We start from the raw sequence: 22,734 nt of genomic DNA on the forward strand, positions 1-22,734 counted from the left end.
TCGTGTTCGTCAACGAACGTAACTTAACTGATAGTCAATTTGTTCTGACAGACGTTCGACCGCTTCTCGACCATTTTGTATCAGTTCTTCAGCACGATTAAATTCTAATATTCCCACATTGCGCAAATGAGGCTCAATTAAAATATGAGGTGGATCACCTGCGAGTCTTGAGCGTGTTACTCGTGCTTGCATAATATCCAATGCGCTGGACATTACACTCATTATCCCTGGTGGAGAGTCTTGTTCTTTACTCTTATCGGGTGAAAACCAAGAACGGAGTAGTGAGGTGTTTCGCGCTAAAAACTCATCAGTTTTTCGCTGACTCTCGGTGTGCTCAACGCTAAATTTTTCAATCATCTCTGGGCGGAAATCGGCAGCAAGATTGACCGCAATGACCACATCTGCACCTAATTGACGACATAAGTTAACTGGCACAGGATTGACCACAGCGCCATCAATTAACCAACGACCTTGGTATTTGACCGGTGCAAATAAGCCAGGGATCGCACAAGAAGCTCGAATACTTTCACCAATTTCACCTTCTTTAAAAACCACCTCTCGACCGGTGTGCATATCCGTGGCAGTGACGGCAAACGGCTTTTGCATTTGTGCAAAATTGGGTACACTGAATTCATCCATTAGCTTTTCAAACACTCGTTTACCTGAGGCAATACCTCCGGTATTAATCCCCACGCCGAGTAATGTTAAAATTTGCCATTCATTGAGGCTACAGGCCCATTCTTTCAGGTCTGCTAGATGACCACTTGCATAGGCTGAACCAACGTATGCACCAATAGAACACCCGGCGACGACATCAATTTGCACACCCATTTCTTCTAGTGCTTCAATGATCCCTATATGCGCCCAGCCACGAGCTGCACCAGCGCCTAATGCTAATCCGATTTTCATAAATTCCTTAAAGTGTAATAATGTGTACGTTTTCGTCACTATGCATTTGCGTTGGGGCTTCATCAAATGCAGTATCTCCCATAGCAACCGGTCCAGGTTGTGTGGAAACGCCGGCAAAGTCATATAATTGCCCATCAGCTAAATGCGAAGGTACCACGTTTTGCATTGCTTTGAACATAGACTCAATTCGACCAGGAAAACGCTGTTCCCATTCATTAAGCATAGCTTTGATTTGTTTTCTTTGGAGGTTTTCTTGTGAACCGCACAAATTACAAGGAATGATAGGGAACGCCATGTATTGGGCAAATTTTTCTATATCTCGTTCTTTGTTATAAGCAAGCGGACGAATAACAATATGCTCACCATTATCACTGACTAATTTTGGGGGCATACTTTTGAGGCGACCCCCGTGAAACATATTCAAAAATAATGTCTCCAGCATATCATCGCGATGATGGCCTAATGCTATTTTGGTTGCGCCAAGCTCTTTGGCCGTGCGATACAAAATGCCACGGCGCAAACGAGAACACAAAGAGCAAGTTGTTTTACCCTCAGGGATCTTGTCTTTAACAATACTATAGGTATCTTCGGTGACTATTTGAAAATCGACGCCAAGATTTTTTAAATACTCGGGTAAAATATGTTCAGGAAATCCAGGTTGTTTTTGATCTAAGTTGACTGCAACAAGTGAAAACTGAATCGGGGCTACTCGTTGTAAATACAACAGTGTATCAAGTAATGTGTAGGAATCTTTGCCTCCAGAGAGGCAAACCATCACTTTATCGCCGTCTTCAATCATATTGTAATCGATAACCGCTTTACCGGTTTCGCGACGAATGCGTTTAATCAGTTTGTTGATGGAAGTGGATGGTTTTGTTGCGGTGGCTAATGTATCAGACATGCATGCGCCTTAATGCCTAGTGATTGAATCGACGCGATTATATCAGTTAATGTAAGGGTGGAACAAATCCATCCGGTTTGACTGCTAAAACATCACATTTAATACTATCAATTATAAATTCTGCAGATTGACCTAATGTTTTGGAAGCCATTCCCATATCGCCAATACTGCCAATGACTAACAAAGATGCACTTAATGATGAAATAACGGAAGGGATCACCTCGTGCGGTTCTCCTTCAACAACATGTCGGTTTGTCTTAGCAACAGAGAAGCGATCACCAAACATATCTAGTGCTTGGAAGTGATGGTTTTGAATCGCTCTCGCCAATACTGAATAAGTAAAACTTTGTGTCGATTTACTCATTGGTTGGGGCACGGATGGATAGGCATTTACTAAGTGCACTTGGCTAGAGTAAATACTGGCAATTTCATCTGCGCATTCAGTGAGTTTTTCATTTAGCAGTGAGTGAGAACGATCTTCAAAGCCGGTATTCACCGCTGTGACAATATGTTCATAGTGCGTTTCTTGAGTTTGACTGACGAGCAACACCGGAAACGGAGATTTGCGTATCAAGTGCCAATCTAAAGGCGTAAAGACCGGAGAAGTCACTACCGGATCATGCTTCATTGACTTAATGATGAGATCCGCCTTTTCTTCGCGAGCAGTTTCTATAACAGACTCATAAACACGCGGATGCCAATGTACCGCTGTGAGCGTGGTTCGTGGGAGTTCATATTTCTCGAGTAGGTCTTCTAGCCAGCTGTATCTATCTGCAATGTACTCAGCCCTAAACTCTTCTCTCTCTTTCTCGCTGAGCATGTGTTTAAGCTCGTAACCAGCGTGATATACAGAAAGCATCACCATTAATTTGGCATTGATTTTGTTGGCTAATGATAAACCTCGAATTAGCGCCGGTTGTTGCGTCTGATTCGGCTCAATAACGACTAAAATGGACTCTAAATTAATCATACTAGCATGCGTTGTGTAGGATTATCTTGCTCTAATTTTCCTTGTGAACGCATCACCATCGCATCAAAATCTAAAATTGAAATTAACTTACCATCGACTTTAATGAGCTGTTCTTTTTGAAAGCGTGTTAATAATCGACTGATCGTTTCTACCGTTAACCCTAAATAGTTACCGATTTCATTACGGGTCATTGTCAGGTTAAATTCTTTGCTTGAGTAACCACGCTCAGTAAAACGCTTGGCTAAATGTGTCAAAAAATGAAGTAGACGTTCTTGTGCCGTGCGTTTATTTAAAAGCATCATCATTTGATGGTTTTGCTCGATTTCTGCACTCATGTGCGACATGATTTGATTGCGCAGTTTAGGAAAGCGCTCTGCCACTTCATTGAGTGTTTGATAGGGCAACTCACAAACCATAGCCGTTTCTAAAGCAACGGTATTACTGGTATAACTATTACCGGATAATGCATCAAAACCAATCAAATCACCTGGTAAGTGAAAAGCAACAATTTGCTCTTGGCCATCAGCCGTGGCCACGTAGGATTTGAATGAACCAGTACGCACGGCATAAAGCGAACGGAAAGGCGTATTCGCTCTAAGCAGATAATCATGCTTATGTAACGGTCGCTTGCGTTCAATGATATCATCTAATGAATCAAGTTCGTCAGAGTTTAAGGAAACCGGCAAACATAAATGACTAAAACTGCATGATTGGCAGTGTATAGAAAGTTCCGAATTTTTCATAAATACCACGCGCTCTTAAGTGTTGTAAATTTTTATTATCGTTATCTAATAATAGAATTTACATCTATATTGTTAAGTATAGCAATGAAATTGAATAGATAATAATCACACCACCCATAATTTTTCGTGATGTTGGGTGGGATAATATTTGCTGTAAACGGTCAGAACTCAACGCGACAGCTACGATGGCGGGTGCAGTGCCGAGCCCAAAAAACATCATGAAAAGGGCACCATGCCAAGGCTCAGAAACGGTTAAAGTCCAAGTTAATGTTGTATAGACTAAACCACAAGGCAACCAACCCCAGATCACTCCATAAGGTATTGCTTTTAAAGCATTATCTAAAGGTAAAAAATATTTCGAAAGGGGTTTTAATAAGCTGAATATTGGCGTAAAAAAGCGTTCAATATGTCGAATTAGCAACCACCAACCCGCAACATAAAGTCCCAATAAGCACATCAAAATGGCAGATAAAATTTGCAAAAAATTAAGTGGAATTAATCCAGAATTACCAATATGTGTGCCAAACCAAGCAACGCCAAACCCAGCTAAAGTATAACTAAAAATACGACCAAAGTTGTATCCTGCGATCAGCATCCATTTCCCTACATCGGGTTTTGCACTGAATAATAAACTGCTCGCAATACCGCCACACATTCCTAAACAATGAGTACTACCTGCGATACCGAGTAAAAATGCGGTAAAAAGTAATTCAATCACGTTTATGTTGTTCAGATTTAGGGGAGGGAGTCACATCATCATCGAACAAGATACTGTGCCCCTGGCGTTCTAAATCTTCGAATTGGTTGTTTTTAACTGCCCAAAAAAAAGCAACAATGGCGACCGCAACGATAATGATGGCAATGGGAATCAATACATATATTATGTTCATAAAGTGACATCCATTAGTTAAGTTGTCTAAATCGCAATAAACGCGCTGAGTTGTAGACAACGATTAAAGAGCTCAGAGACATTCCAAGCGCAGCTTGCCAAGGTGTCAGGACACCCATAATTGCAAATGGCAATACCACGACATTATATCCTAATGCCCACATAAAATTTTGTTTAATTGTGCGTTTGGTTTTTGCTGCCAGAGCGGTCAATAGTGGTAATTGAGCAAGGTGTTCTTGCAACAAAATAACATCCGTACTGTGTTTGGTGAAATCCGAGGCATTGCCAACCGTCACTGCGACATCAGCTTGTGCCAAAACCGGCGCATCGTTAATGCCATCACCAAGCATCATGATGACTTTTTTACTGGATTGTAATTCGGTTAAGATAGACAGCTTATCTTCAGGTCGACAACCGTGGTGGGCTTCTTTGACATTGAGAGTTTCTGCAACCTCGGATACATGTTTCGCAGCGTCACCACTGATAATCGAAAGTGAGTAGGCGTCAGCCAGTGCTGAGACAACTTCTGTTGTGTGTGGCTTTAATGCGTCAGTGAGCCAATATGCAGCAATGATTTGTTCGTTTTTACTTACGAAAACGGTTGCATTGAGAATGTGATTGGAGATAGCGCATGGCATAAATTTAGCGTTTCCAATACGGTACAAGGCCCCTTCATATTCACCACAAATACCTTGATTGATCACAACTTTAACGTCTTTTACGCTAATTGGATTACTACATTCAAAGGCTCGTGCTATGGGGTGTTCAGAAAATTGCTCAATACTAGCAACAATTGAATCAATAAGATTTTTTTGCGTTTCATCTGCATACCATGTTTGGGCAATACTAAATGCTCCAGTAGTAAGAGTGCCTGTTTTGTCAAAGACGATATGATTGACTTTGGTAATGCGTTCAAGTGTATCAGCTCGTTTAATTAAAACACCGGCTTTTTGTAACCTAGCCATAGCGGTTGTTAAAGCACTTGGGGTAGCTAAACCCAATGCGCAAGGACAAGTTGCAATCAATATTGATACGGTGATCCAAAACGCATTGTCGTTACCTAAATAAGACCAAGTAAAGAATGTTACGGTTGAAATGAATAGTACCGCGAAGACAAAATACTGCGATAGTCGGTCTGCCATTTGTGCTACTTTCGGTTTATGCGACATTGCACTCTCTTGCAAGCGTGCTATTTTATTGACCAAAGATTCTTCAAGTGTCTGCGTAACCATCATTTGCAAAGGTTGAGCTTGATTCAGTGTGCCGCCAAAGACCTTATCGCCAGGCGCTTTACTGACGGGAACAAACTCTCCTGTCAACATCGATTCTTCGATGAAACTAGTGCCTTCTATGATGACCCCATCAACGGGGATCGTATCTCCAGCTTTGACTAACACTGTTTGGTTTGGTTTAAGTTGTTTGGCTAAAACGATCTCTGTGTTCTGGTTGTCTTGAATAAGATGCGCGGATAAAGGGATATATTGCATCGAGTTAGATGCGATCTCAGTGGCTTGATAACGAGCTCGATGTTCTAAAAAGCGGGAACTGAGCAAAAAGAAAATAAACATGCAGATGGATTCAAAATACACATCGCCATCTCCTAAGATGACTGCTTTTATTCCTGCAAAATAAGTCCCTAGGATAGCAATGGAAACTGGGAGATCCATATTGACACCACGAGCGAGTAGGGCACGAATGGCACCTAGATAAAACGTAGATCCAGAATAAAAGACGACTGGAGTCGTTAATACCAAGGAGATCCAATGAAAATACTCAGCCATGGTCTCGTCGATGTTACCCAACCAGTCAAAGTAGAAGCCAAACGATAGCATCATAACTTGCATCGTCATCAAACCCGCCAAACCAAGTTGCTTGATAAAGCGTTTATGCTGTTCTTGATACATCTGCTCGTGTTCTTCTGCCGAGAACGGTCTTGCGGTATAGCCAATGGCCGCAAATTGTTTGAGTATTTCCGACAAGCTTATGTGTGCCGGATCCCATTTGACCATTGCTCGCGATGTTGAGACATTCACTGAGTTTTGGCTGATCCCAGCAACTTTACTCAGGTGCCTTTCAATCAGCCAGCCACATGCAGCACAAGTGATGCCTTCCAAAGTTAACTGAACCGATTTTAATTGACCTTCATCGGTCACAAAGTCAGCTTGTAATTCAGCAGCATCAAAAATCGATAGTTGTTCTAATATCGCTTGTTCTTCTAAACCGTTTTCTGCTTTGGCGGCTGGTGCCGTGCGGAATTTGTAATAGTCAGTGAGACCATGTTCAACGATAGCTTCGGTCACTGCCAGACAGCCCGGACAACACATAGTTTCTATGTTATCAAATACTGCCGTTTGATAGTTGGTATCAGGTGGGTTTGGAAGCCCACAGTGAAAGCAATCCGAGGCGCTCACATTCATCACTCAGGTACAAAAAGAAAGGGCTTAGCTTGGGGTAAAAAGCGTATTTGCTGGATTTTCCAAGTCTGGTCCAATGGCATAAGCGTAATTTTCCATTTACTCGTGATGTCTTGCTCGAAATTACCACGATACACACCGCTAGCATCTCGACTTAACATGATACTAAAATCCTTGGCGGCCAGAGTTGTGTGATAAAAGGTTAAGGATAGTGCTTCGCCAGATTCTGGGGCTCCTTGGAGAAAGGTCAACGCCACAGTACCATTTTCAATTTCAAGTTGTGTTTCGATCCCAAGTTGTCTAGCTGCTTCTACTTTATCAAGACGGGCATTAATCACACGTCCTTCCTTATAGTAATCATCAACCACAAGACTGTTTTCAGTCGACACAGCAAGGTGAAAATAATTGATGGAAAAAATCATCGACGCGAGCGGCACACAAATCAAAAACCAAGGCCAAAAATGTTTATACCAAGGTTTTGTATCTTCAATAGGGGATGGGGGTGCCATCGTTATTCTCCGCGGTTCATAGAATAAAAAGCCCCGTAAAAACGAGGCTTAATCTTACTTAATAATGATGTTTAGTTCTCGTTAGACAAGCTGTATACATATGCAGCAACCACGTGAATTTTATCATCACCTAAGGTTTTATTAAATGCTGGCATGACACCATTGCGACCATACTTGAGCGTTTCTGTCACGGCGCGTTTACTGCCACCGTATAACCAGACGTTGTCAGTCAGGTTAGGAGCGCCAAGCATTTGATTGCCTTTGCCGTCCATTCCATGACATGCTGCGCACACCACGTAACGCGCTTTGCCTTTACCTGCTAAAACTGGGTCAACATCACGGCCAGAGAGGCTCAATGTGTATTCGACAATTTCTTCAATGCCAGATTCGCCAAATGACTCTAACCATGCTGGCATCATACCACTGCGACCATTTTGCAATGTTTGTACGATTTTGTCACCAGAACCACCATACAACCAATCTTTATCAGTTAGATTAGGGAAGCCACCGTTTTGGCCACGCGCATCCGAGCCATGACATTGAGCACAGTTTTGTAAAAATAAACGTTGCCCAACTTTCACCGCATCAGCATGCTCTGGGTTTGTGGCAAGAGTTTCAACCGGTATTTCTGCATAAGCAGCAAAGATTGGATCAAAACGCTCGTTAGCAAACTTAATCTCGCGATCGTACTGAATCAAATCACCATTTTCGATAGAGGCTTTTAAAGAGGCTTCTGACTCTTCCAAACTCAATACTGTTTGATTAGAGCTCTGCCATCCCAATAAACCTTTGAAGCTGCCAAGACCCGGATAAAGTGCAAGGTATATAAAGCCCCAAACGATACAAATATAAAAAAGTATCGTCCACCAGCGTGGAAGGCCATTGTTAATTTCTACAATGCCATCGAACTCATGTCCCATGTTCTCGCCTTCTTTTACGCCAGTCTTGTTAGCAAGTGTCCAGCGCAATAATAAATAGCAACCAATAATCGATCCGAGCGTGATTACTGATATCCATATTGTCCAAAATAAAGTCATTTGTTTGACTCCTGATTATCTCGATTCTGTTTAGGCTCTTCATCGTCAAACACTAGATTTGCAGCCTCTTCAAAGCGGTCTTTATTGCGCTTACTAAATGCCCAATACACAACCCCAATGAAAGCGATGAAGACGATGACAGTAAAAATACTGCCGATAATTCCTTGATCCATTATTTTAAATGAGTTCCAAGTTGTTGAAGGTACGCTATAAGAGCTTCTATTTCAGTTTTACCTGCGACTTCAGCTTGTGCATTAGCGATGTCTTCATCGGTGTAAGGGACCCCAAAACCACGGAACACTTCCATTTTTTTAGCCGTCAAGTTACCGTCTAATACCGTATCTTCTAACCAAGGATAACCAGGCATATTGGATTCTGGAACCACATCACGCGGGTTGATTAAATGCACGCGATGCCATTCATCGGAATAACGACCGCCAACGCGAGCCAAGTCAGGACCGGTACGTTTTGAGCCCCATAAGAAAGGGTGCTCCCAAACCGACTCACCGGCAACAGAATAATGACCATAGCGCTCTGTTTCAGCACGGAATGGGCGGATCATCTGTGAGTGACAGCCAACACAACCTTCGCGAATATAGATATCTCTACCTTCTAATTCTAACGCAGTGTAAGGGCGCAGTCCTTTCACTGGTTCCATGGTTTGTTGCTGAAACATCAAAGGAGTGATTTGAGCCATTGCGCCTAAGGCAATAGCGAACAAAATCAAGACGGTTAGCAGACCAACATTTTTTTCAATTAACTCATGTGGATTTTTCATTATCTGTCTCCTTACGCGGTTGCTACGGCACTGTCAGTAGCCACTGCTACTTTAGGCGCTCGGATGGTCTTGTAACAGTTATAAGCCATAACAAGCATACCCGTTACCACAAAAGCACCACCGATGAAACGCATGACGTAGAATGGATAAGAAGCTTCTAGAGACTCAACAAAGCTATAAGTAAGCGTGCCATCTGAATTCACTGCGCGCCACATTAATCCTTGTAAAACACCCGACATCCACATTGCAACGATATAAATGACTACACCAATAGTCGCTAACCAGAAATGCACATTAACGAGTGAGGTGCTATACATTTTGGGTTGACCAAACAAAATTGGCACTAGGTGGTAGATTGATCCTATGGATACCATAGCAACCCAGCCTAACGCACCAGAGTGAACATGACCAATGGTCCAATCAGTATAATGTGATAATGCGTTTACGGTTTTGATTGCCATCATTGGGCCTTCGAATGTAGACATACCGTAAAATGACAAAGAAACGATCAAGAAGCGTAAAATAGGGTCAGTACGAAGTTTATGCCACGCACCTGATAGCGTCATGATACCGTTGATCATACCACCCCAGGAAGGTACGAATAAGATAATTGACATCACCATGCCTAAAGACTGTGTCCAGTCAGGTAAAGCAGTGTAGTGCAAGTGGTGAGGGCCAGCCCATATGTATAACGAAATTAATGCCCAAAAGTGGACGATAGAAAGGCGGTAAGAATATACCGGGCGACCAGCTTGTTTCGGGATAAAGTAATACATCATACCCAAGAAACCAGCAGTCAAGAAAAAACCTACAGCATTATGTCCGTACCACCATTGCATCATTGCATCCACAGCACCAGCATAAAGTGAATATGACTTGGTAAATGATACTGGGATAGACATTGAGTTACCAATATGCAATACGGCAACGGTTAACATAAACGCGCCCAAGAACCAGTTAGCAACGTAGATATGAGAGGTTTTGCGAATGATCATCGTACCGAAGAAATTAATGATATAAGCAATCCATACTAGAGCAATCAGAATATCAATCGGCCACTCAAGCTCGGCATATTCTTTAGACGATGTTAAACCCATAGGTAATGTGATCGCAGCTAAGACGATAACAGCTTGCCAACCCCAGAAGGTGAACGCTGCGAGTTTGTCAGAAAATAAGCGAACCTGACACGTACGTTGCACAATGTAATAGGAGGTAGCGAACAATGCACAACCGCCAAATGCAAAAATAACCGCATTGGTGTGCAATGGACGTAATCGTGAATAGGTGAGGTAAGGGATATCAAAGTTCAAAGCCGGAGCAAACAATTGCGCTGCAATTAATAAGCCCACAGACATGCCCACGATCCCCCAAATCACAGTCATCACTGTGAATTGCCGTACAACTTTGTAGTTGTAATCCGGCTGTACTTGAGTATTAGCGCTCATAGGGTTTCTTCCATTAGTAATAAAAATTTGTGCAGTAGAAAATAATAATGTGCTGCTTCATTGCTACATTCCACATCTACATAAAACATCTCAACATTACGATCTTAAATCTTTTATAATGAAAATGGTAGGTTATTACGACTACTGTTGATCAAGGTCAACTGAATTTACTTTTATTTAACAAAATCAGCACGAATTTATTACTCGAGGTAGCCTTTGTATTTACAAAAAAGCGTTAATATTTATATTCTTATCGTTCTATTTATGTTTATCAATGGGTGTTCGCAGCAAAATACACCTGAAGACGCTATTTCTTGCATTCTTATCGAGCAAAAATGCACCATAAACGGCAGGAATAGTCAGACTTTGGTCGAGTTTATGTCTCCGGTAGAGATAGAAGAGCTCATAAGTGTAAAAATTGATTTACCTGTTGGGCAAAAATTTATCAAAGGTTATGTAGAAGGCATCAATATGAACATGGGCAAAAGCCCGTTTATGCTAAAAGCGGAGTCTAACAACCTGATACGTGGTGAGATTTTCCTCGGTAGTTGTACTGAACCCAACATGCAATGGCAATTGATTATTTTGAGTGAGGATATAAACGAAAAACAGAATACATTGGAACAACGTATCCTGTTTAACACGAATAATTGAACTTAAAGTTGGCTTTGCAAATAGTTTTCAAGGCCAAGCGTCTTAATTAGGTTGAGTTGCTGCTCTAACCAATGAGCATGATCCATTTCGGTATCTTCTAGCAAGGTCATGAGCATGTCTCGAGTCACATAATCACGTTCTTTTTCGCATAATGCAACGGTTTCACGAAGCTTTTCTGCAACTTCATACTCAACACGCAAGTCACTTTCGAGCATTTCGGGTACAGTGTGGCCTAATTGATAGCCAGTCCGAGTCACCATGTCCGGTTGACCTTCTAAAAACAGCATGCGCTGAATTAATAACGTAGCGTGTCCTTTTTCATCGTCAAATTCATGATTAATTCGCTCATAGAGTTTGGTATAGCCCCAATCTTCGTACATTTGTGAATGAATAAAATACTGATCCATTGCAGCCAATTCATACGATAACAATGTGTTTAGTGCATCAATAATTACTTGTTTGCCCTGCATCATGGTCTCCTATATTTGTGCTTGTAGATATAGGGCCAGTCCCATATCGTCAATTTGTTGCGCTTGCGTGTCTAAGTAGTCAAGATACTCTTCTTCATATTCAAGATTTTCTACTAACAAATCTCGTGAAACAAAATCTTGCACATTTTCACATTGTTCAATAGCCTCTCTGACTAGTGCGATATGCTCGCTTTGAAAACGCTTATCACAGCTGAGCATCTCTTCTGGTTGTTCACCAATATAAAGCTTGCCTAAGGCTTGTAAGTTTGGCAATCCTTCCAGAAACAGGATACGCTCGATCAGCGCATCTGCTTGCTTCATGTCTTTAATCGACTTTTTGTATTCAGCATCATTTAATTGATTAAAGCCCCAGTTCTTATACATACGAGCATGCAAAAAGTACTGGTTGATAGAGGTGAGTTCTGATGTGAGTACTTTGTTCAATATGGCGTTGATGCCATTTGCTGCTTTCATTGGTCTCTCCGATTGACTTTATTAAAGTATATCTTATGTCTCTGTGAAACGCCAAGTGATTTCGTGCAAAAATCCAATAAAAACAATGACTTGCTAATACAAATTATTATCAATTAGATTGCTCATTTAATCCAGCCCAAGACATACTTTCTTCAGCAAAGCCCAAGCCAGCCTCAGTGAAGAAATTAAAAACTTTATCCACTCCGTGCTCGATGAGTGGCTCTACCTCATCTTCATAGCGTGCAATTGCAGCAATTTTGCCAGTATATTGAATGCGTTTGAGTTGCGCTGTCACATTAGCGGTATCTTCAATAGAGGGAAGCGCGATCAAGACTAATTCGAGTTGACGCACGTCTAAATTCTCCCATAAGTCGATGTCTTCACCGTCACCGACCATGACATTTTTACCTAGTTTGGCTAGCGATTTGGTTTTTTGCGGGTCAGAGTCCATCCCCCATACCGCGTTGCCCATTTGGGAGTGTAATGATTTAAACGCCCCTTTACCAACTCGACCCATACCAACGATTAATACTTTGCCACAAGACAGTTGCGGGTAAATATCTTGAGCCAGAGGCGTTGGATGCTCAAAGCGTTTCAATAACTCTTTATAAGAAGTATAAAAACGATGTGATTGCTTGTACAACAAACTACTGAAAACAAAGCTTAACGATGCTGCAATGGCAATAATAACAAGCCAATCCGGTTCGAGTAATGCTGAAGAAACCGCTACAGCCCCCACAATGAGTCCAAATTCAGAGAAATTAGACAATAACAAGGACGTTAAGAATGCCGTTCTAGCACGCAGACGCATCGCGATGAATAAACCAAAAAACAGCGCAAATTTAACCAATAAGAACACACACAAAAACAGCGCTATGGCCAGCATGTCGAACGTTGGCATTGCACTTAACCCTATGGTTAAGAAGAACCCAACCAAAAATAGATCTTTAAATCCGTAAAGCGCTTTGGATAATTCATTGGCTTTGGCGTGAGAAGCCAGTAAAACCCCAGCAATCAGTGCACCGAGATCGCCTTTCACACCGACGAGTTCGAATAGTGCATAGGCCCCAAAAGCAAAAATAAACCCAGTCAAAGGAAGTAATTCACCGTGTCCTGACTTGAACAAAAGTTTGTGAATAAGCGGCTGGCATGGGATCAGTAAAAAGAGACCAAGAGCATATATACTGGGTATTTTCCCTGTACTAATCACTAAAAATAATACGGCTAAGATATCTTGGATAACCAAAATTCCAATGGCCAATTTGCCGTGCCGGGTTTTCGTTTCACCTGCTTCATCCAAAATTTTGATGACGCATACCGTGCTGCTGAAACTCAGGGCGAAACTAATTAATGCAGCAGTTGTTAGAGACGTTTCTAACACTTCGATCATCAGTACATTGCCTAAGACAAAGATCATTGCGCTGAGTAATGTTAACCAGATTACAGTATGTGACAACCCAGACAGCCACACCGTCCGAGCGATAAGATCCTTAAGATGAAGCTTCAGACCAATTGTAAATAACAAAATAGTGATACCCAAGTCGGCAATCATCTGCAGCGTGTCACTGTTGCTATACCCTAAGGCATTCAAAATAAAACCAGCTGCAAGAAAACCAATTAGGGGAGGGGTATTTAATAGCTTTGCTGCAAAGCCACAAACAAATGCGACCAGCAATATGACAAAATCCATGCAAATTTATCCTATGGTAAGAATCGTTTGATCTCCTGTGCGACTAAATTAGGGGCTTCGAGCATTGGCATGTGCCCTAGATCGTCCCACACGACACTAATTCCTTGAGTGCCTTGTTGCCATATCGGCGCACAAGAGATATCAATAAGTTCATCTTTAGCGCCCCATAATAATAAAACTGGGGTACGAATGTCACCTAGACGTTCGTTTAGAAACTCATTTAGATTATAAAAATCTTTAAATATATGCTGTAAACGGCTTTTTTGCGCGACATATTGCAAGGCTAACGCTTTGCGAATAAATGTTGGCATAAATGGTGGTTTTGCCATAGTCATAGCATAGAAGGCGTCAAACTGTGATGCTTCATCCATAAAAAACGGATTCCGGCCTTGGCGAGCATGTCGTTCTAATTTACTCGGTTGTTGACTGACAACGCCCGCAGGATCTACACAAATAATACCTCGAGTATTGTGTGCAAAATCCAACGCGTACTGAGCAGCCATAAATCCGCCCATCGAGTTTCCTGCAATGAGTGTATCACGCCATTTTAAGTGCATTAATAACTCATGTAACCTTGAGGTTTGATTGGGCACTGAATAATTCAATTCTTGTGCATAACTCGATTCACCATGTCCTGGTAGGTCTGGAATTAGAATATGAAAATCACGCGTTAAGTGCCGAGCACAGCGAAGCCATACCGAATGGGTCGCACTAAAGCCATGTAACAATACCAGTTTGGGCTTACCTTCATTGTGATTATTCAAGTAATGCCATTGCACAGCACCAATGGTATGCTCATGCGCTGAAAATCCATACAACTGAGCCTCTAGACGCATCATCTGTTGATAAACCATTGCGCCTAACATTAGCGAAACCCCTTGTGGTTTGGATCATAGTCTGCAGGATCGGCGATTTTATACATACTTTTACCAATCATTTTTACTAATTTAGGAAGTGATAAGAGTTTAGATGCCCAATACGTGCGTTTAGCTTGGTTACCATAAACGATGCGAGGATTACCCGAGACGACTTCGGCAAGCACATAATCAACCATTTCATTGCTTGGGGTCGTTAGGAACTTCGCTTTGAATTTTTCGCTTTTGGCAGAGCGTGCAATATTGGTATCGACGCCACCAGGATGCACAACATGAACGCTTACGTGAGGATGTACGTGTGCGAGTTCCACCATAAGTGCTTCAGAATAGCCTTTTACAGCAAATTTGCTGGCGCAATAATCTGAAGCATTGGGCGAACCTATCAAACCAAAAATACTGCTCACATTAATAATATTCGCTTCTTTGCGTTTGACCAATAAAGGTAAAAACTGTCTTACACCATATACAACGCCCATGAAATTCACATCCATGGTCTGTTTAATTTGACTGATTGAAGAAGCCCAAACCGGAACTGTTGCGCCCTCAATTCCGGCATTATTAATCAAAATATCACAATGACCATGCGTGTCTAAAGTGAGTGTTTTTAAAGCTTGCCAGTCTTTGTTTTTGCTGACATCCATGAGCATCTTAATGCAAGGTTTGCCGTTGATTTTTTCGACCAAAGTCGCGGTTTCATCTAAACCTGCACTGTCGACATCAGTGATGATCACATGCGCACCTAGTTTGGTCAATTGCATGGCATAGCTACGTCCCATGCCCGATGCCGCGCCAGTAATGACGGCGACCTTATTTTGGTAAAACGATTGCATGGTTAACTGCTCCATTTAGTGATAATGATGATGCTCAGATTTAAAGGCTTTGCACCAGCGTCTAAAGATAAATGTAAACGTGGGTAATAATGCAACGACCTTGCCATGCGCATTTTGGTACCAGCTTTTGCAGCCGCCCCACGACCAGACGGTTTGTCGCATGGCTTTATCCAGCATTTGATTGTATTGGGTTTCTGCCTCTCTGGTCACCTCAATGGATCTTTTTTGTCGCGATAACACCGATTCAATCGCTTGGCTAACGTACTGTATTTGCGACTCGAGTACAAAGAGCGCCGAGGTATGGCCAATGCCGGTATTCGGGCCGTTAAATATGAATAGGTTAGGAAATTGAGGTACCGTTGTCCCAAGATAAGCATGGGCATAGTCGTTCCAGACTTGAGTTAGTTTGACATCATTGCGACCGACAATGTCATATGAGACTAAGCCGTCTGCCGCATTAAATCCTGTGGCAAACACCACAGCATCGAAATCGAGTCTTTCCCCTTGCACGGTCTCGATACCCTGCTCATAAAAAACGCTAACCCCATCGTGTTTATCATGTAATGTGACATTTTCTGAAGCTAATGCTGGATAGAGGGTGTTGGATAAAATAATCCGCTTACATCCAATAGTAAAATCAGGCGTTAGTTTGGCCCGCAACTCGGGATCTTGTATGTGTTTACGCAACAATCGTTTTGCTGGCCACTCACCAAGAAGTTTCAACAAAACAGGTATGTGTTTGAATCCCAAAAAGCGTATCTCGTTATACCAATACAAACTCCAGCGAATGGCATTATAGACAGGTGCAATGCGCAAACACGACTGAAACCACTTGGGAAATTTGATATCATTTCGAGGGATCACCCAATGCGGGGTTCGTTGAAAGACATGCAAGTGTTCAACTTCAGGTTGTATTGCAGGTATGACTTGCGTGGCTGAGGCACCAGAGCCAATGATCGCCACTCGCTTCCCTCGTAAATCGAGATTATCAGGCCATTGATTGGTATGAAAGTAGGGAACTTTTAATGATGACAACCCTTCAAATTCAGGAATAACTGGGGTAGATAACGCCCCAGTGCAGTTTAGTAGAAATTGCCCTTGGATGAATTCACCTTCATCTATCTCGACCTGCCAGAGTTGGTTTTGCTCATCCCATTGTGCGTTTTTAACATTTGCATTGAGCCGAATATGAGAGCTGAGACCATGCTCGTCTAGCAGTTCTTGTGTGTATTGTGCCAGTTCACTTTGCTTGGCAAACATCTGTGTCCAAGGGTACGGTTTCCCGGCTAGGGAATACAAAGGTGAATGTACATCTACTGCGGCACCAGGATAGCGATTTTGTTGCCAGGTGCCCCCAGCAAACTTGCGTCGTTCAAGCATCACAAAATCGTGCCAGCCTTTGCGTTTTAACTCAATAGCGGCAATGATCGCAGCAAAACCAGTGCCAATGATAATAGATTGATGGGGCATAGTGTTATTTGTTATTTTTTTGTTAAGTGTAAACGAATCGACATAAGCACAAAAGGCCATCAAGCAAAATATTTCACAAAAATTAAAAACTAGTCTAAAGTTTAAATACTGGGCATTTGTGGATAGGTTTATGTCGAATAATACAATTGAAGATGCAGTGGTTCAGTCACCAGAAAAGGTTTGTGATGCGCTTTCGAACGAAAGTATGGTGTATTCGTTAATTGATATGCTCAATGCCATATCATCTGAATCAGACTGGCAAGACGAAGAGTTTGAGAGCGCTTTAGAACAGATTGCTTATCAAAAAATCAAAGAGTTTTTGTAGCGCCCTTGAGTTGCCGCAAATGCCGGTTGTGTACACAGCACACTCGTACATAAAATAGGTCTAATGATAAAATTTATGCGTGTTTGTGTCCGCGAAAGGTCATTAGTGCCACAATGCTACACGCTAGAGTGATACTAATAATAACCAATAATGCTGAGCTATTGAGCTGTTGATATAACGCAAAGCGAATCAATTCGACGCCATGAGTAAAAGGATTGTAGAAACAAATCCAGTATAACCATTCACTTGATTCTCGAATTTTCCATAAAGGATAAAGAGCACTGGACATAAAAAACATGGGAAAAATGACAAAGTTCATGATGCCAGCAAAGTTCTCCAGTTGTTTGATGAAGTTTGCCAAAATGATCCCAAGGGCACCAAGAAAAAATGCCGTCATAAAAACAGCGGGTATCGCGAATACTATGCCTGTCAAACTGATGTCTACATCGACCAAAAAACACAGGGCGATAAAAATCAGCACTTGCAACAAAGACAATACGGCGCTGGCAAACAGTTTAGCAAACAATAAAAAGCTGCTGGGATAAGGGCTCATTAACAGGACTTTCATACTGCCCATTTCACGGTCATACACCATAGAAAGTGAATTTTGCATACTGTTAAACAGCACAATCATGGCGCACAAACCAGGAACAATGTATTCTTGATACAAAATATAAGTCTCGTATGGAGGCATAATTGATACCCCCAAGACACTGCGAAAACCCACGGCAAAAACAAGTAGCCAAAGTAGGGGGCGTACCAACGCACTGAGTAAGCGAGACCGGTTGTGCCAAAAACGAATTAACTCTCGTTGATTAATCGCGATAAAGGCTGTAAACCATCCATTCATTACATTGCTTCCACAGTTTGAGTCAGTGAACAGTACCATTCAAACACGGAACTGCACTTCGCGTGTGCTAACAAATCTTCGGTTTTCCCCTGGGCTTTTACTTTTCCTTTGTGTAACAAAGTAAGCGCATCTTCCATGTCTACTTCATCCATCAAATGCGTAGTCCACAACAACGTCACATTGTTGACCGTTACATACTCCCTAAGCGTGTTGAGTACCAACTGCCTTGTATCTGCGTCTAGGCCAACGGTGGCTTCATCGAGTAATAAAAATTGGGGCTGATGAATCAATGCTCGAATGATTTCTAACCTGCGTCGATGCCCTTGATTGAGCGAACGTGTACTATCGCTCAAGCGTTTAGCTAAGCCAAAAGATTGTAAGAGTGGTTCACATTGTCGCATAACAGACACTTTGGCAATGCCGTGTAAAGCGCCAAAATAGGTTAGATTTTGTTGTACCGATAAGTTGAGATCTAAGGTGGGCTGTTGAAAAACCACACCCAAGCGATGCATGATTGACCGACGCTGGGTTTTGATATCTTGCTGGTCATAGCGAACCTGACCTTTTTGCGCTGGAAGAATACCGGTCAACAGGCTGAACAAAGTGCTTTTGCCAGCACCATTGGGGCCTAGTATGACATTAAAACCTGGCCGTATAACCAGGTCAATGGCTTGTAACGCAGGTTTTGCACCATAGCTGTGATAAAGGTTTTCAACAACAATATTGGACATTATTTTACGGCCACACCCCAGGGAAAGCGTCCAACCTTAATGGTTTTAATGACTTTATGAGATTGTGTATCAATCACCGAGACGTCACTGCTCACACCATTTGTGGTTAACAATCTTGATTCATCCCCATCAAAGGCTAACTGCCAGACACGGCGACCGACTAGGATATAATCTTCTACCTCATAGGTCTCAGTATTAATGACCGCAACGTGATTAGATGGTCCCAGCGCAACAAAGGCATAGGGCTCGTCTTTTAACAGCACAATACCAACTGGTTGGATCCGGTCTTTGTGTATGCCTTTAATGGCAAAGTTGATTTGCTTAATCTCAGTGGTTGTCGCCACATCAAACACGTGCACTGTACCACCAATTTCAGCACTGACCCATAGTTTGGAATCGTCTTTGGTAAAATACGCAGAGCGAGGACGTGCACCTACAATAGAGTTTGCATAGTTTTGGTTGGTATCGGTGTTTATCCAGTGCACCATATTAGTTGTCTCTGAAGTGACAACAACGATATCTCCTGCATTACTTACAGCCAATCCCTCTGGCTCAACTCCGACATCAATTTGAGTAATGACTTGTTTGGAAGGAATATCAATAACGGTTAGCAATGCATCATCTTCATTTGCGGTATACATAATATTGTCATTGGGGTGAAGTGCAATCGTTTCTGGATCATCACCTGAGGGAAGTTCGCCAATTATTTGATCAGTTTTGGTATCCAAAATTTGTATCCGATCCGAATCAGAAGCACAGATATACGCAAGAGAATGGTCTTGGTTAAAGATAAATCCCCGTGGACGTTCGCCCACAGCAATAGTTTTTACCACTTCATAAGAATCCAAATTAATCACTGAAATCGTATCGTCTTTTTCATTGGTGACATACGCAAGTTCTGGCTCTGCATAGGTTGACGCCGAAAATAAGGTGAAGCTGATCGAACAGGTGAGAAGTAGTTTATTGGCAGCGTTCATGGTGATCATATCCTAATGTATCCAAATCTGTAGTCGGGTGTAAAAAACCTTCTAGCGGAGCGTTGGTTAACAACCCAGCGTCATGAGTAAGCGCAATTGGCATTCTCAATTGTCGGTTTTGCGGTCGAAAAGAAAGTTTTCGTCCTTTATAGGCTGCAAGAGCGAAACTCTCACTTAACATTGTCTCTGATAATGAACGAGCATCAAATACTTGGTGAATTTGTGCGGCATACCCAATCGCTCTAACTGCTAAATATGCAGTAAAATCCAAGCTTGTCATATTGCGGTGATACGTCTCAACGAAGCGGTTTTGTAATTGGCGAGCGCCCCATTGCTCAATGGTGTGGTGCCAGGTGACTGCTTTTAGCCCAAAGTCTCCAATTACAGGGGCCTGGCCGTGCACATTGAAAGGTAACGCGTAACCAAAATCACGTTGATAATCGGACACAAATAATGCGTCATAGGCACTGCGGGCTTTAGTAAACTGTGGCACTTCTTTGTAAGCAACCCGACGTAAATCAAAATCTCCCGTCCACAACTTCTCTTCTACAATATCTATTTTAAAGCGTTTCGCCATGCGTTGAATACTCTCAACGTACTGGGCGTCAGCGGGATGTTCCCCTTTAACTACAAACAATTTTTGCATGCGCTGCTGTAATAACCATTGGCCTAATGCATCAGCTTGCATCGCAAATGACGGAATAGTATGGAATAAATTGGCGCTGCAGTGCTCAGTTCTCCATTGATTGTTTTGACTACGAACATTGATAAATAAGGTATTTGGAAAGCGCTTGGTCAATTGCGGTATATATTTTAACGCATCTGTTTCATTTAGGTTGAGTAAAACAATACTGTCATCTGCGGTCAAATCTGAAGGGCTTTTATCAGTAAGATTTAATGAATAACCTAAAAAGCGTCCTGTTTGGTTTGCTTCAGGTATTGCTAGATGTGCTCCTGCAATGCCCTCGTTTTTTGGTCTACGGAGGTGATTCGGTGTGCCTGAAGAAGTAATGTCGGCACTGGTGATAATTACAATCTTAATAGTTTGATTGGTCGAAGCGTGGCTACTAGAAACAAACGAGATAAGGATTATTGAAAAAATGGTGGTAATAAACTTAGCGCCTTGCATGCTAATAAAATTGGTCATTATTGTAATAATATTGTTTATATTAATGCAGTGATAATGTGCTTTAAACCACCATTTTAATAATTCCTACTAAAGGATGAGGGCGAGTCCACTAAAGTCTAGTTATCGCCTATTAGGTGCTGGATTAAAATAAGATTTGAATTTTTAAAAACGGAAAAAACAATGAAAAAATACCTGATGTTATTAACAGTTCTTCTATCAAGTTCTGTATTTGCGCACGGAAATGTGACCCCGCAAGGTGCGGATAGCTCAGATATGCCAGAGATCCTAAATGGTGATGACGACGAAGACGGCTGGGTATTTGAGAATCCATATCGCAATCTTGAACCTGCTTTAAAAGAGAAAGTCATCAAGTTTGGTGAGTCTGCATACAGTAACAACTGTGCTGGTTGTCATGGTTTGCACGCACAATCTGGTGGTATAAACCCAGATCTTCGACAGTTAAACCCAGAGTTAATGGAAGATGACGAATGGTTTGTTGAGCGCTTGCGTTTTGGTTCATCAAAAGGCATGCCAGCCCTTGGCGGGATCCCTGAAGGTGCTGATGCGCCAATTCTTGATCAAAAAACACTGTGGGCAATCAAGACTTATGTCGAAGCACGTCGCGCAGTTGCGATTGCGGAAGGTGAGATTGACGCTGATTAATCTAATAGTTAATATGTTGAAATATTGCTAAAAGTTATTAAATGCATATGAAACAAATCCTTGTACTATTAATGAGCTTGGCTTTCTGTATAGTTTGCCAAGCTCGTTCGTTAGAAGACATACAAGAAAGTGGTCACATTGTGGTCGCAGTCTATAGTAATTATGCCCCTTATTCATTCCAAGTAGACGGTCAACCTCAAGGCATCGATGTCGAAATTGCACAAGCGATTGCCAATGATTTAAATGTCGAGTTGCAGTTGCTATGGCTAACCCCCGATGAAACCGTTGAAGATGATTTGCGCAACGCAATTTGGAAAGGGCATATTATTCATCGCACTAAAGCTGATCTAATGATGAGAGTGCCTTATGACAAGGCTTTTTCATTATTGCGCGATGATGTAGGTTTATTAGTGAATGAACTCGTGCATATGTTCGGTCCTTATCAAACCGAATCCTGGGCGGTCATGCATTCCTTAGAACGACTGCCTGAACTAACGACCATGAATTATTTTTCTTATCATCCTGTGGGTGCAGAGATTGATTCAGTGCCACATTTTTATTTAATATCGGCGTTCGGTGGACGTTTTAAGCAAAATACCACTCACTACAAAAGCATCGAAGAAGCAGTCGATACACTCGTAAAAGGTGATATTGATGCGGTTATGGGACTGCGTACGCAAATGCACTATCATTCACATCGGCTTGGCAGTGAGCAGTATCCCATTGCAAGTATGGGATTTCCACAAATGGCAAAGCAACAATGGGACATCGGCATGGCGGTGCATACGGATTTTCGTGCTTTGTCCTATGCAGCTGGTGATGTCATCATGGCAATGCTCAACGATGGTCGTCTCGAGTCTATATTTGCCAAATATCACGTACCACTGCAAGTACCCCAATATTATTCAGAATAAATCCTCCTCTTTATATCTATATAATTCTCCTACCAAAGGATGAGGATTTTCCGCCTCGCGACGAGTTCATCTTTGTTAACATGACAT

26 protein-coding genes are annotated in these 22,734 nt (G+C 42.0%); 4 read left to right on the forward strand and 22 right to left on the reverse strand.

Annotation, left to right across the window (positions count from 1 at the left end; translation table 11 throughout):
* Nucleotides 1–9: 9 nt before the first annotated feature.
* From rssA to ccoN, 12 genes are all read right to left on the reverse strand, one after another.
* A complete protein-coding gene (gene rssA / locus NLG07_RS08645; protein WP_254855061.1) occupies nucleotides 10–909 on the reverse strand; it encodes a patatin-like phospholipase RssA in 900 nt (299 codons plus the stop codon).
* 7 nt (nucleotides 910–916) lie between these two features.
* Entirely contained in the window at nucleotides 917–1,810 is an 894-nt protein-coding gene (gene ttcA, locus NLG07_RS08650; RefSeq protein WP_303049200.1) for a tRNA 2-thiocytidine(32) synthetase TtcA, read from the reverse strand.
* A gap of 46 nt (nucleotides 1,811–1,856) precedes the next feature.
* Nucleotides 1,857–2,780: a universal stress protein UspE gene (uspE, locus tag NLG07_RS08655; protein ID WP_254855062.1), complete on the reverse strand. Its 924-nt coding sequence runs from the start codon at nucleotides 2,778–2,780 to the stop codon at nucleotides 1,857–1,859.
* Nucleotides 2,777–3,523, reverse strand: coding sequence for a fumarate/nitrate reduction transcriptional regulator Fnr (fnr, locus tag NLG07_RS08660; protein ID WP_254855063.1), 747 nt, complete (start codon nucleotides 3,521–3,523; stop codon nucleotides 2,777–2,779). Before fnr ends, uspE begins: the two co-directional genes overlap by 4 nt.
* Before the next feature lie 64 nt (nucleotides 3,524–3,587).
* Nucleotides 3,588–4,241: a sulfite exporter TauE/SafE family protein gene (locus NLG07_RS08665; protein WP_254855064.1), complete on the reverse strand. Its 654-nt coding sequence runs from the start codon at nucleotides 4,239–4,241 to the stop codon at nucleotides 3,588–3,590.
* Complete coding sequence (ccoS, locus tag NLG07_RS08670; protein WP_254855065.1) at nucleotides 4,234–4,413, reverse strand: cbb3-type cytochrome oxidase assembly protein CcoS; 180 nt, start codon at nucleotides 4,411–4,413, stop codon at nucleotides 4,234–4,236. The genes NLG07_RS08665 and ccoS overlap by 8 nt, the downstream gene beginning before the upstream one ends.
* A gap of 13 nt (nucleotides 4,414–4,426) precedes the next feature.
* Nucleotides 4,427–6,829, reverse strand: coding sequence for a heavy metal translocating P-type ATPase (locus tag NLG07_RS08675; protein ID WP_254855066.1), 2,403 nt, complete (start codon nucleotides 6,827–6,829; stop codon nucleotides 4,427–4,429).
* Nucleotides 6,829–7,335 carry a FixH family protein gene (locus NLG07_RS08680; RefSeq protein WP_254855067.1) on the reverse strand — a complete coding sequence of 169 codons (507 nt, stop codon included), beginning with the start codon at nucleotides 7,333–7,335 and terminating at the stop codon, nucleotides 6,829–6,831. The genes NLG07_RS08675 and NLG07_RS08680 overlap by 1 nt, the downstream gene beginning before the upstream one ends.
* Before the next feature lie 71 nt (nucleotides 7,336–7,406).
* A complete protein-coding gene (gene ccoP / locus NLG07_RS08685; RefSeq protein WP_254855068.1) occupies nucleotides 7,407–8,372 on the reverse strand; it encodes a cytochrome-c oxidase, cbb3-type subunit III in 966 nt (321 codons plus the stop codon).
* Nucleotides 8,369–8,545 (reverse strand): cbb3-type cytochrome c oxidase subunit 3, encoded by a 177-nt coding sequence (locus tag NLG07_RS08690; protein ID WP_254855069.1) that lies wholly within the window; start codon nucleotides 8,543–8,545, stop codon nucleotides 8,369–8,371. Before NLG07_RS08690 ends, ccoP begins: the two co-directional genes overlap by 4 nt.
* Nucleotides 8,545–9,150 carry a cytochrome-c oxidase, cbb3-type subunit II gene (ccoO, locus tag NLG07_RS08695; RefSeq protein WP_254855070.1) on the reverse strand — a complete coding sequence of 202 codons (606 nt, stop codon included), beginning with the start codon at nucleotides 9,148–9,150 and terminating at the stop codon, nucleotides 8,545–8,547. Before ccoO ends, NLG07_RS08690 begins: the two co-directional genes overlap by 1 nt.
* Before the next feature lie 11 nt (nucleotides 9,151–9,161).
* The gene (gene ccoN, locus NLG07_RS08700; RefSeq protein ID WP_254855071.1) at nucleotides 9,162–10,595 is read right to left on the reverse strand and encodes a cytochrome-c oxidase, cbb3-type subunit I; all 1,434 of its coding nucleotides are present in this window, start codon (nucleotides 10,593–10,595) and stop codon (nucleotides 9,162–9,164) included.
* Nucleotides 10,596–10,859: 264 nt separating this feature from the next.
* Between ccoN and NLG07_RS08705 the strand changes: the two genes are divergently transcribed.
* Nucleotides 10,860–11,249, forward strand: coding sequence for a hypothetical protein (locus NLG07_RS08705; RefSeq protein WP_254855072.1), 390 nt, complete (start codon nucleotides 10,860–10,862; stop codon nucleotides 11,247–11,249).
* A gap of 2 nt (nucleotides 11,250–11,251) precedes the next feature.
* Here the strand turns inward: NLG07_RS08705 and bfr (NLG07_RS08710) are convergent, their stop codons facing one another.
* From bfr (NLG07_RS08710) to NLG07_RS08735, 6 genes are all read right to left on the reverse strand, one after another.
* Entirely contained in the window at nucleotides 11,252–11,719 is a 468-nt protein-coding gene (bfr, locus tag NLG07_RS08710) for a bacterioferritin (protein ID WP_254856845.1), read from the reverse strand.
* 9 nt (nucleotides 11,720–11,728) lie between these two features.
* Nucleotides 11,729–12,193, reverse strand: coding sequence for a bacterioferritin (gene bfr / locus NLG07_RS08715; protein WP_254855073.1), 465 nt, complete (start codon nucleotides 12,191–12,193; stop codon nucleotides 11,729–11,731).
* A gap of 109 nt (nucleotides 12,194–12,302) precedes the next feature.
* Nucleotides 12,303–13,883, reverse strand: coding sequence for a cation:proton antiporter family protein (locus NLG07_RS08720; protein WP_254855074.1), 1,581 nt, complete (start codon nucleotides 13,881–13,883; stop codon nucleotides 12,303–12,305).
* A gap of 11 nt (nucleotides 13,884–13,894) precedes the next feature.
* Nucleotides 13,895–14,749 carry an alpha/beta fold hydrolase gene (locus NLG07_RS08725; RefSeq protein WP_254855075.1) on the reverse strand — a complete coding sequence of 285 codons (855 nt, stop codon included), beginning with the start codon at nucleotides 14,747–14,749 and terminating at the stop codon, nucleotides 13,895–13,897.
* The gene (locus NLG07_RS08730; RefSeq protein ID WP_254855076.1) at nucleotides 14,749–15,588 is read right to left on the reverse strand and encodes an SDR family oxidoreductase; all 840 of its coding nucleotides are present in this window, start codon (nucleotides 15,586–15,588) and stop codon (nucleotides 14,749–14,751) included. Before NLG07_RS08730 ends, NLG07_RS08725 begins: the two co-directional genes overlap by 1 nt.
* A gap of 15 nt (nucleotides 15,589–15,603) precedes the next feature.
* Nucleotides 15,604–17,058 (reverse strand): NAD(P)/FAD-dependent oxidoreductase, encoded by a 1,455-nt coding sequence (locus NLG07_RS08735; RefSeq protein ID WP_254855077.1) that lies wholly within the window; start codon nucleotides 17,056–17,058, stop codon nucleotides 15,604–15,606.
* A gap of 130 nt (nucleotides 17,059–17,188) precedes the next feature.
* On the opposite strand from NLG07_RS08735, the gene NLG07_RS08740 reads away from it, so the two are divergent.
* The gene (locus tag NLG07_RS08740; protein WP_254855078.1) at nucleotides 17,189–17,383 is read left to right on the forward strand and encodes a hypothetical protein; all 195 of its coding nucleotides are present in this window, start codon (nucleotides 17,189–17,191) and stop codon (nucleotides 17,381–17,383) included.
* A 73-nt stretch (nucleotides 17,384–17,456) separates the two neighbouring features.
* Here the strand turns inward: NLG07_RS08740 and NLG07_RS08745 are convergent, their stop codons facing one another.
* From NLG07_RS08745 to NLG07_RS08760, 4 genes are read right to left on the reverse strand one after another with little or no spacing between them, the layout of a single operon-like run.
* A complete protein-coding gene (locus NLG07_RS08745) occupies nucleotides 17,457–18,233 on the reverse strand; it encodes an ABC transporter permease (protein WP_254855079.1) in 777 nt (258 codons plus the stop codon).
* On the reverse strand, nucleotides 18,233–18,964 hold the full coding sequence (locus NLG07_RS08750; protein ID WP_254855080.1) for an ATP-binding cassette domain-containing protein: 732 nt from the start codon (nucleotides 18,962–18,964) through the stop codon (nucleotides 18,233–18,235). The genes NLG07_RS08745 and NLG07_RS08750 overlap by 1 nt, the downstream gene beginning before the upstream one ends.
* The gene (locus NLG07_RS08755) at nucleotides 18,964–19,941 is read right to left on the reverse strand and encodes a PQQ-dependent catabolism-associated beta-propeller protein (protein WP_254855081.1); all 978 of its coding nucleotides are present in this window, start codon (nucleotides 19,939–19,941) and stop codon (nucleotides 18,964–18,966) included. Before NLG07_RS08755 ends, NLG07_RS08750 begins: the two co-directional genes overlap by 1 nt.
* Nucleotides 19,925–21,088 (reverse strand): ABC transporter substrate-binding protein, encoded by a 1,164-nt coding sequence (locus NLG07_RS08760; protein ID WP_254855082.1) that lies wholly within the window; start codon nucleotides 21,086–21,088, stop codon nucleotides 19,925–19,927. Before NLG07_RS08760 ends, NLG07_RS08755 begins: the two co-directional genes overlap by 17 nt.
* A 162-nt stretch (nucleotides 21,089–21,250) precedes the next feature.
* Between NLG07_RS08760 and pedF the strand changes: the two genes are divergently transcribed.
* The gene (gene pedF, locus NLG07_RS08765; protein ID WP_254855083.1) at nucleotides 21,251–21,733 is read left to right on the forward strand and encodes a cytochrome c-550 PedF; all 483 of its coding nucleotides are present in this window, start codon (nucleotides 21,251–21,253) and stop codon (nucleotides 21,731–21,733) included.
* Nucleotides 21,734–21,780: 47 nt separating this feature from the next.
* Nucleotides 21,781–22,647 (forward strand): ABC transporter substrate-binding protein, encoded by an 867-nt coding sequence (locus NLG07_RS08770; protein WP_254855084.1) that lies wholly within the window; start codon nucleotides 21,781–21,783, stop codon nucleotides 22,645–22,647.
* The last annotated feature ends 87 nt before the right edge of the window (nucleotides 22,648–22,734 follow it).

Source organism: Alteromonas sp. LMIT006 (assembly GCF_024300645.1).
Taxonomy (GTDB): Bacteria; Pseudomonadota; Gammaproteobacteria; order Enterobacterales; family Alteromonadaceae; genus Opacimonas; species Opacimonas immobilis.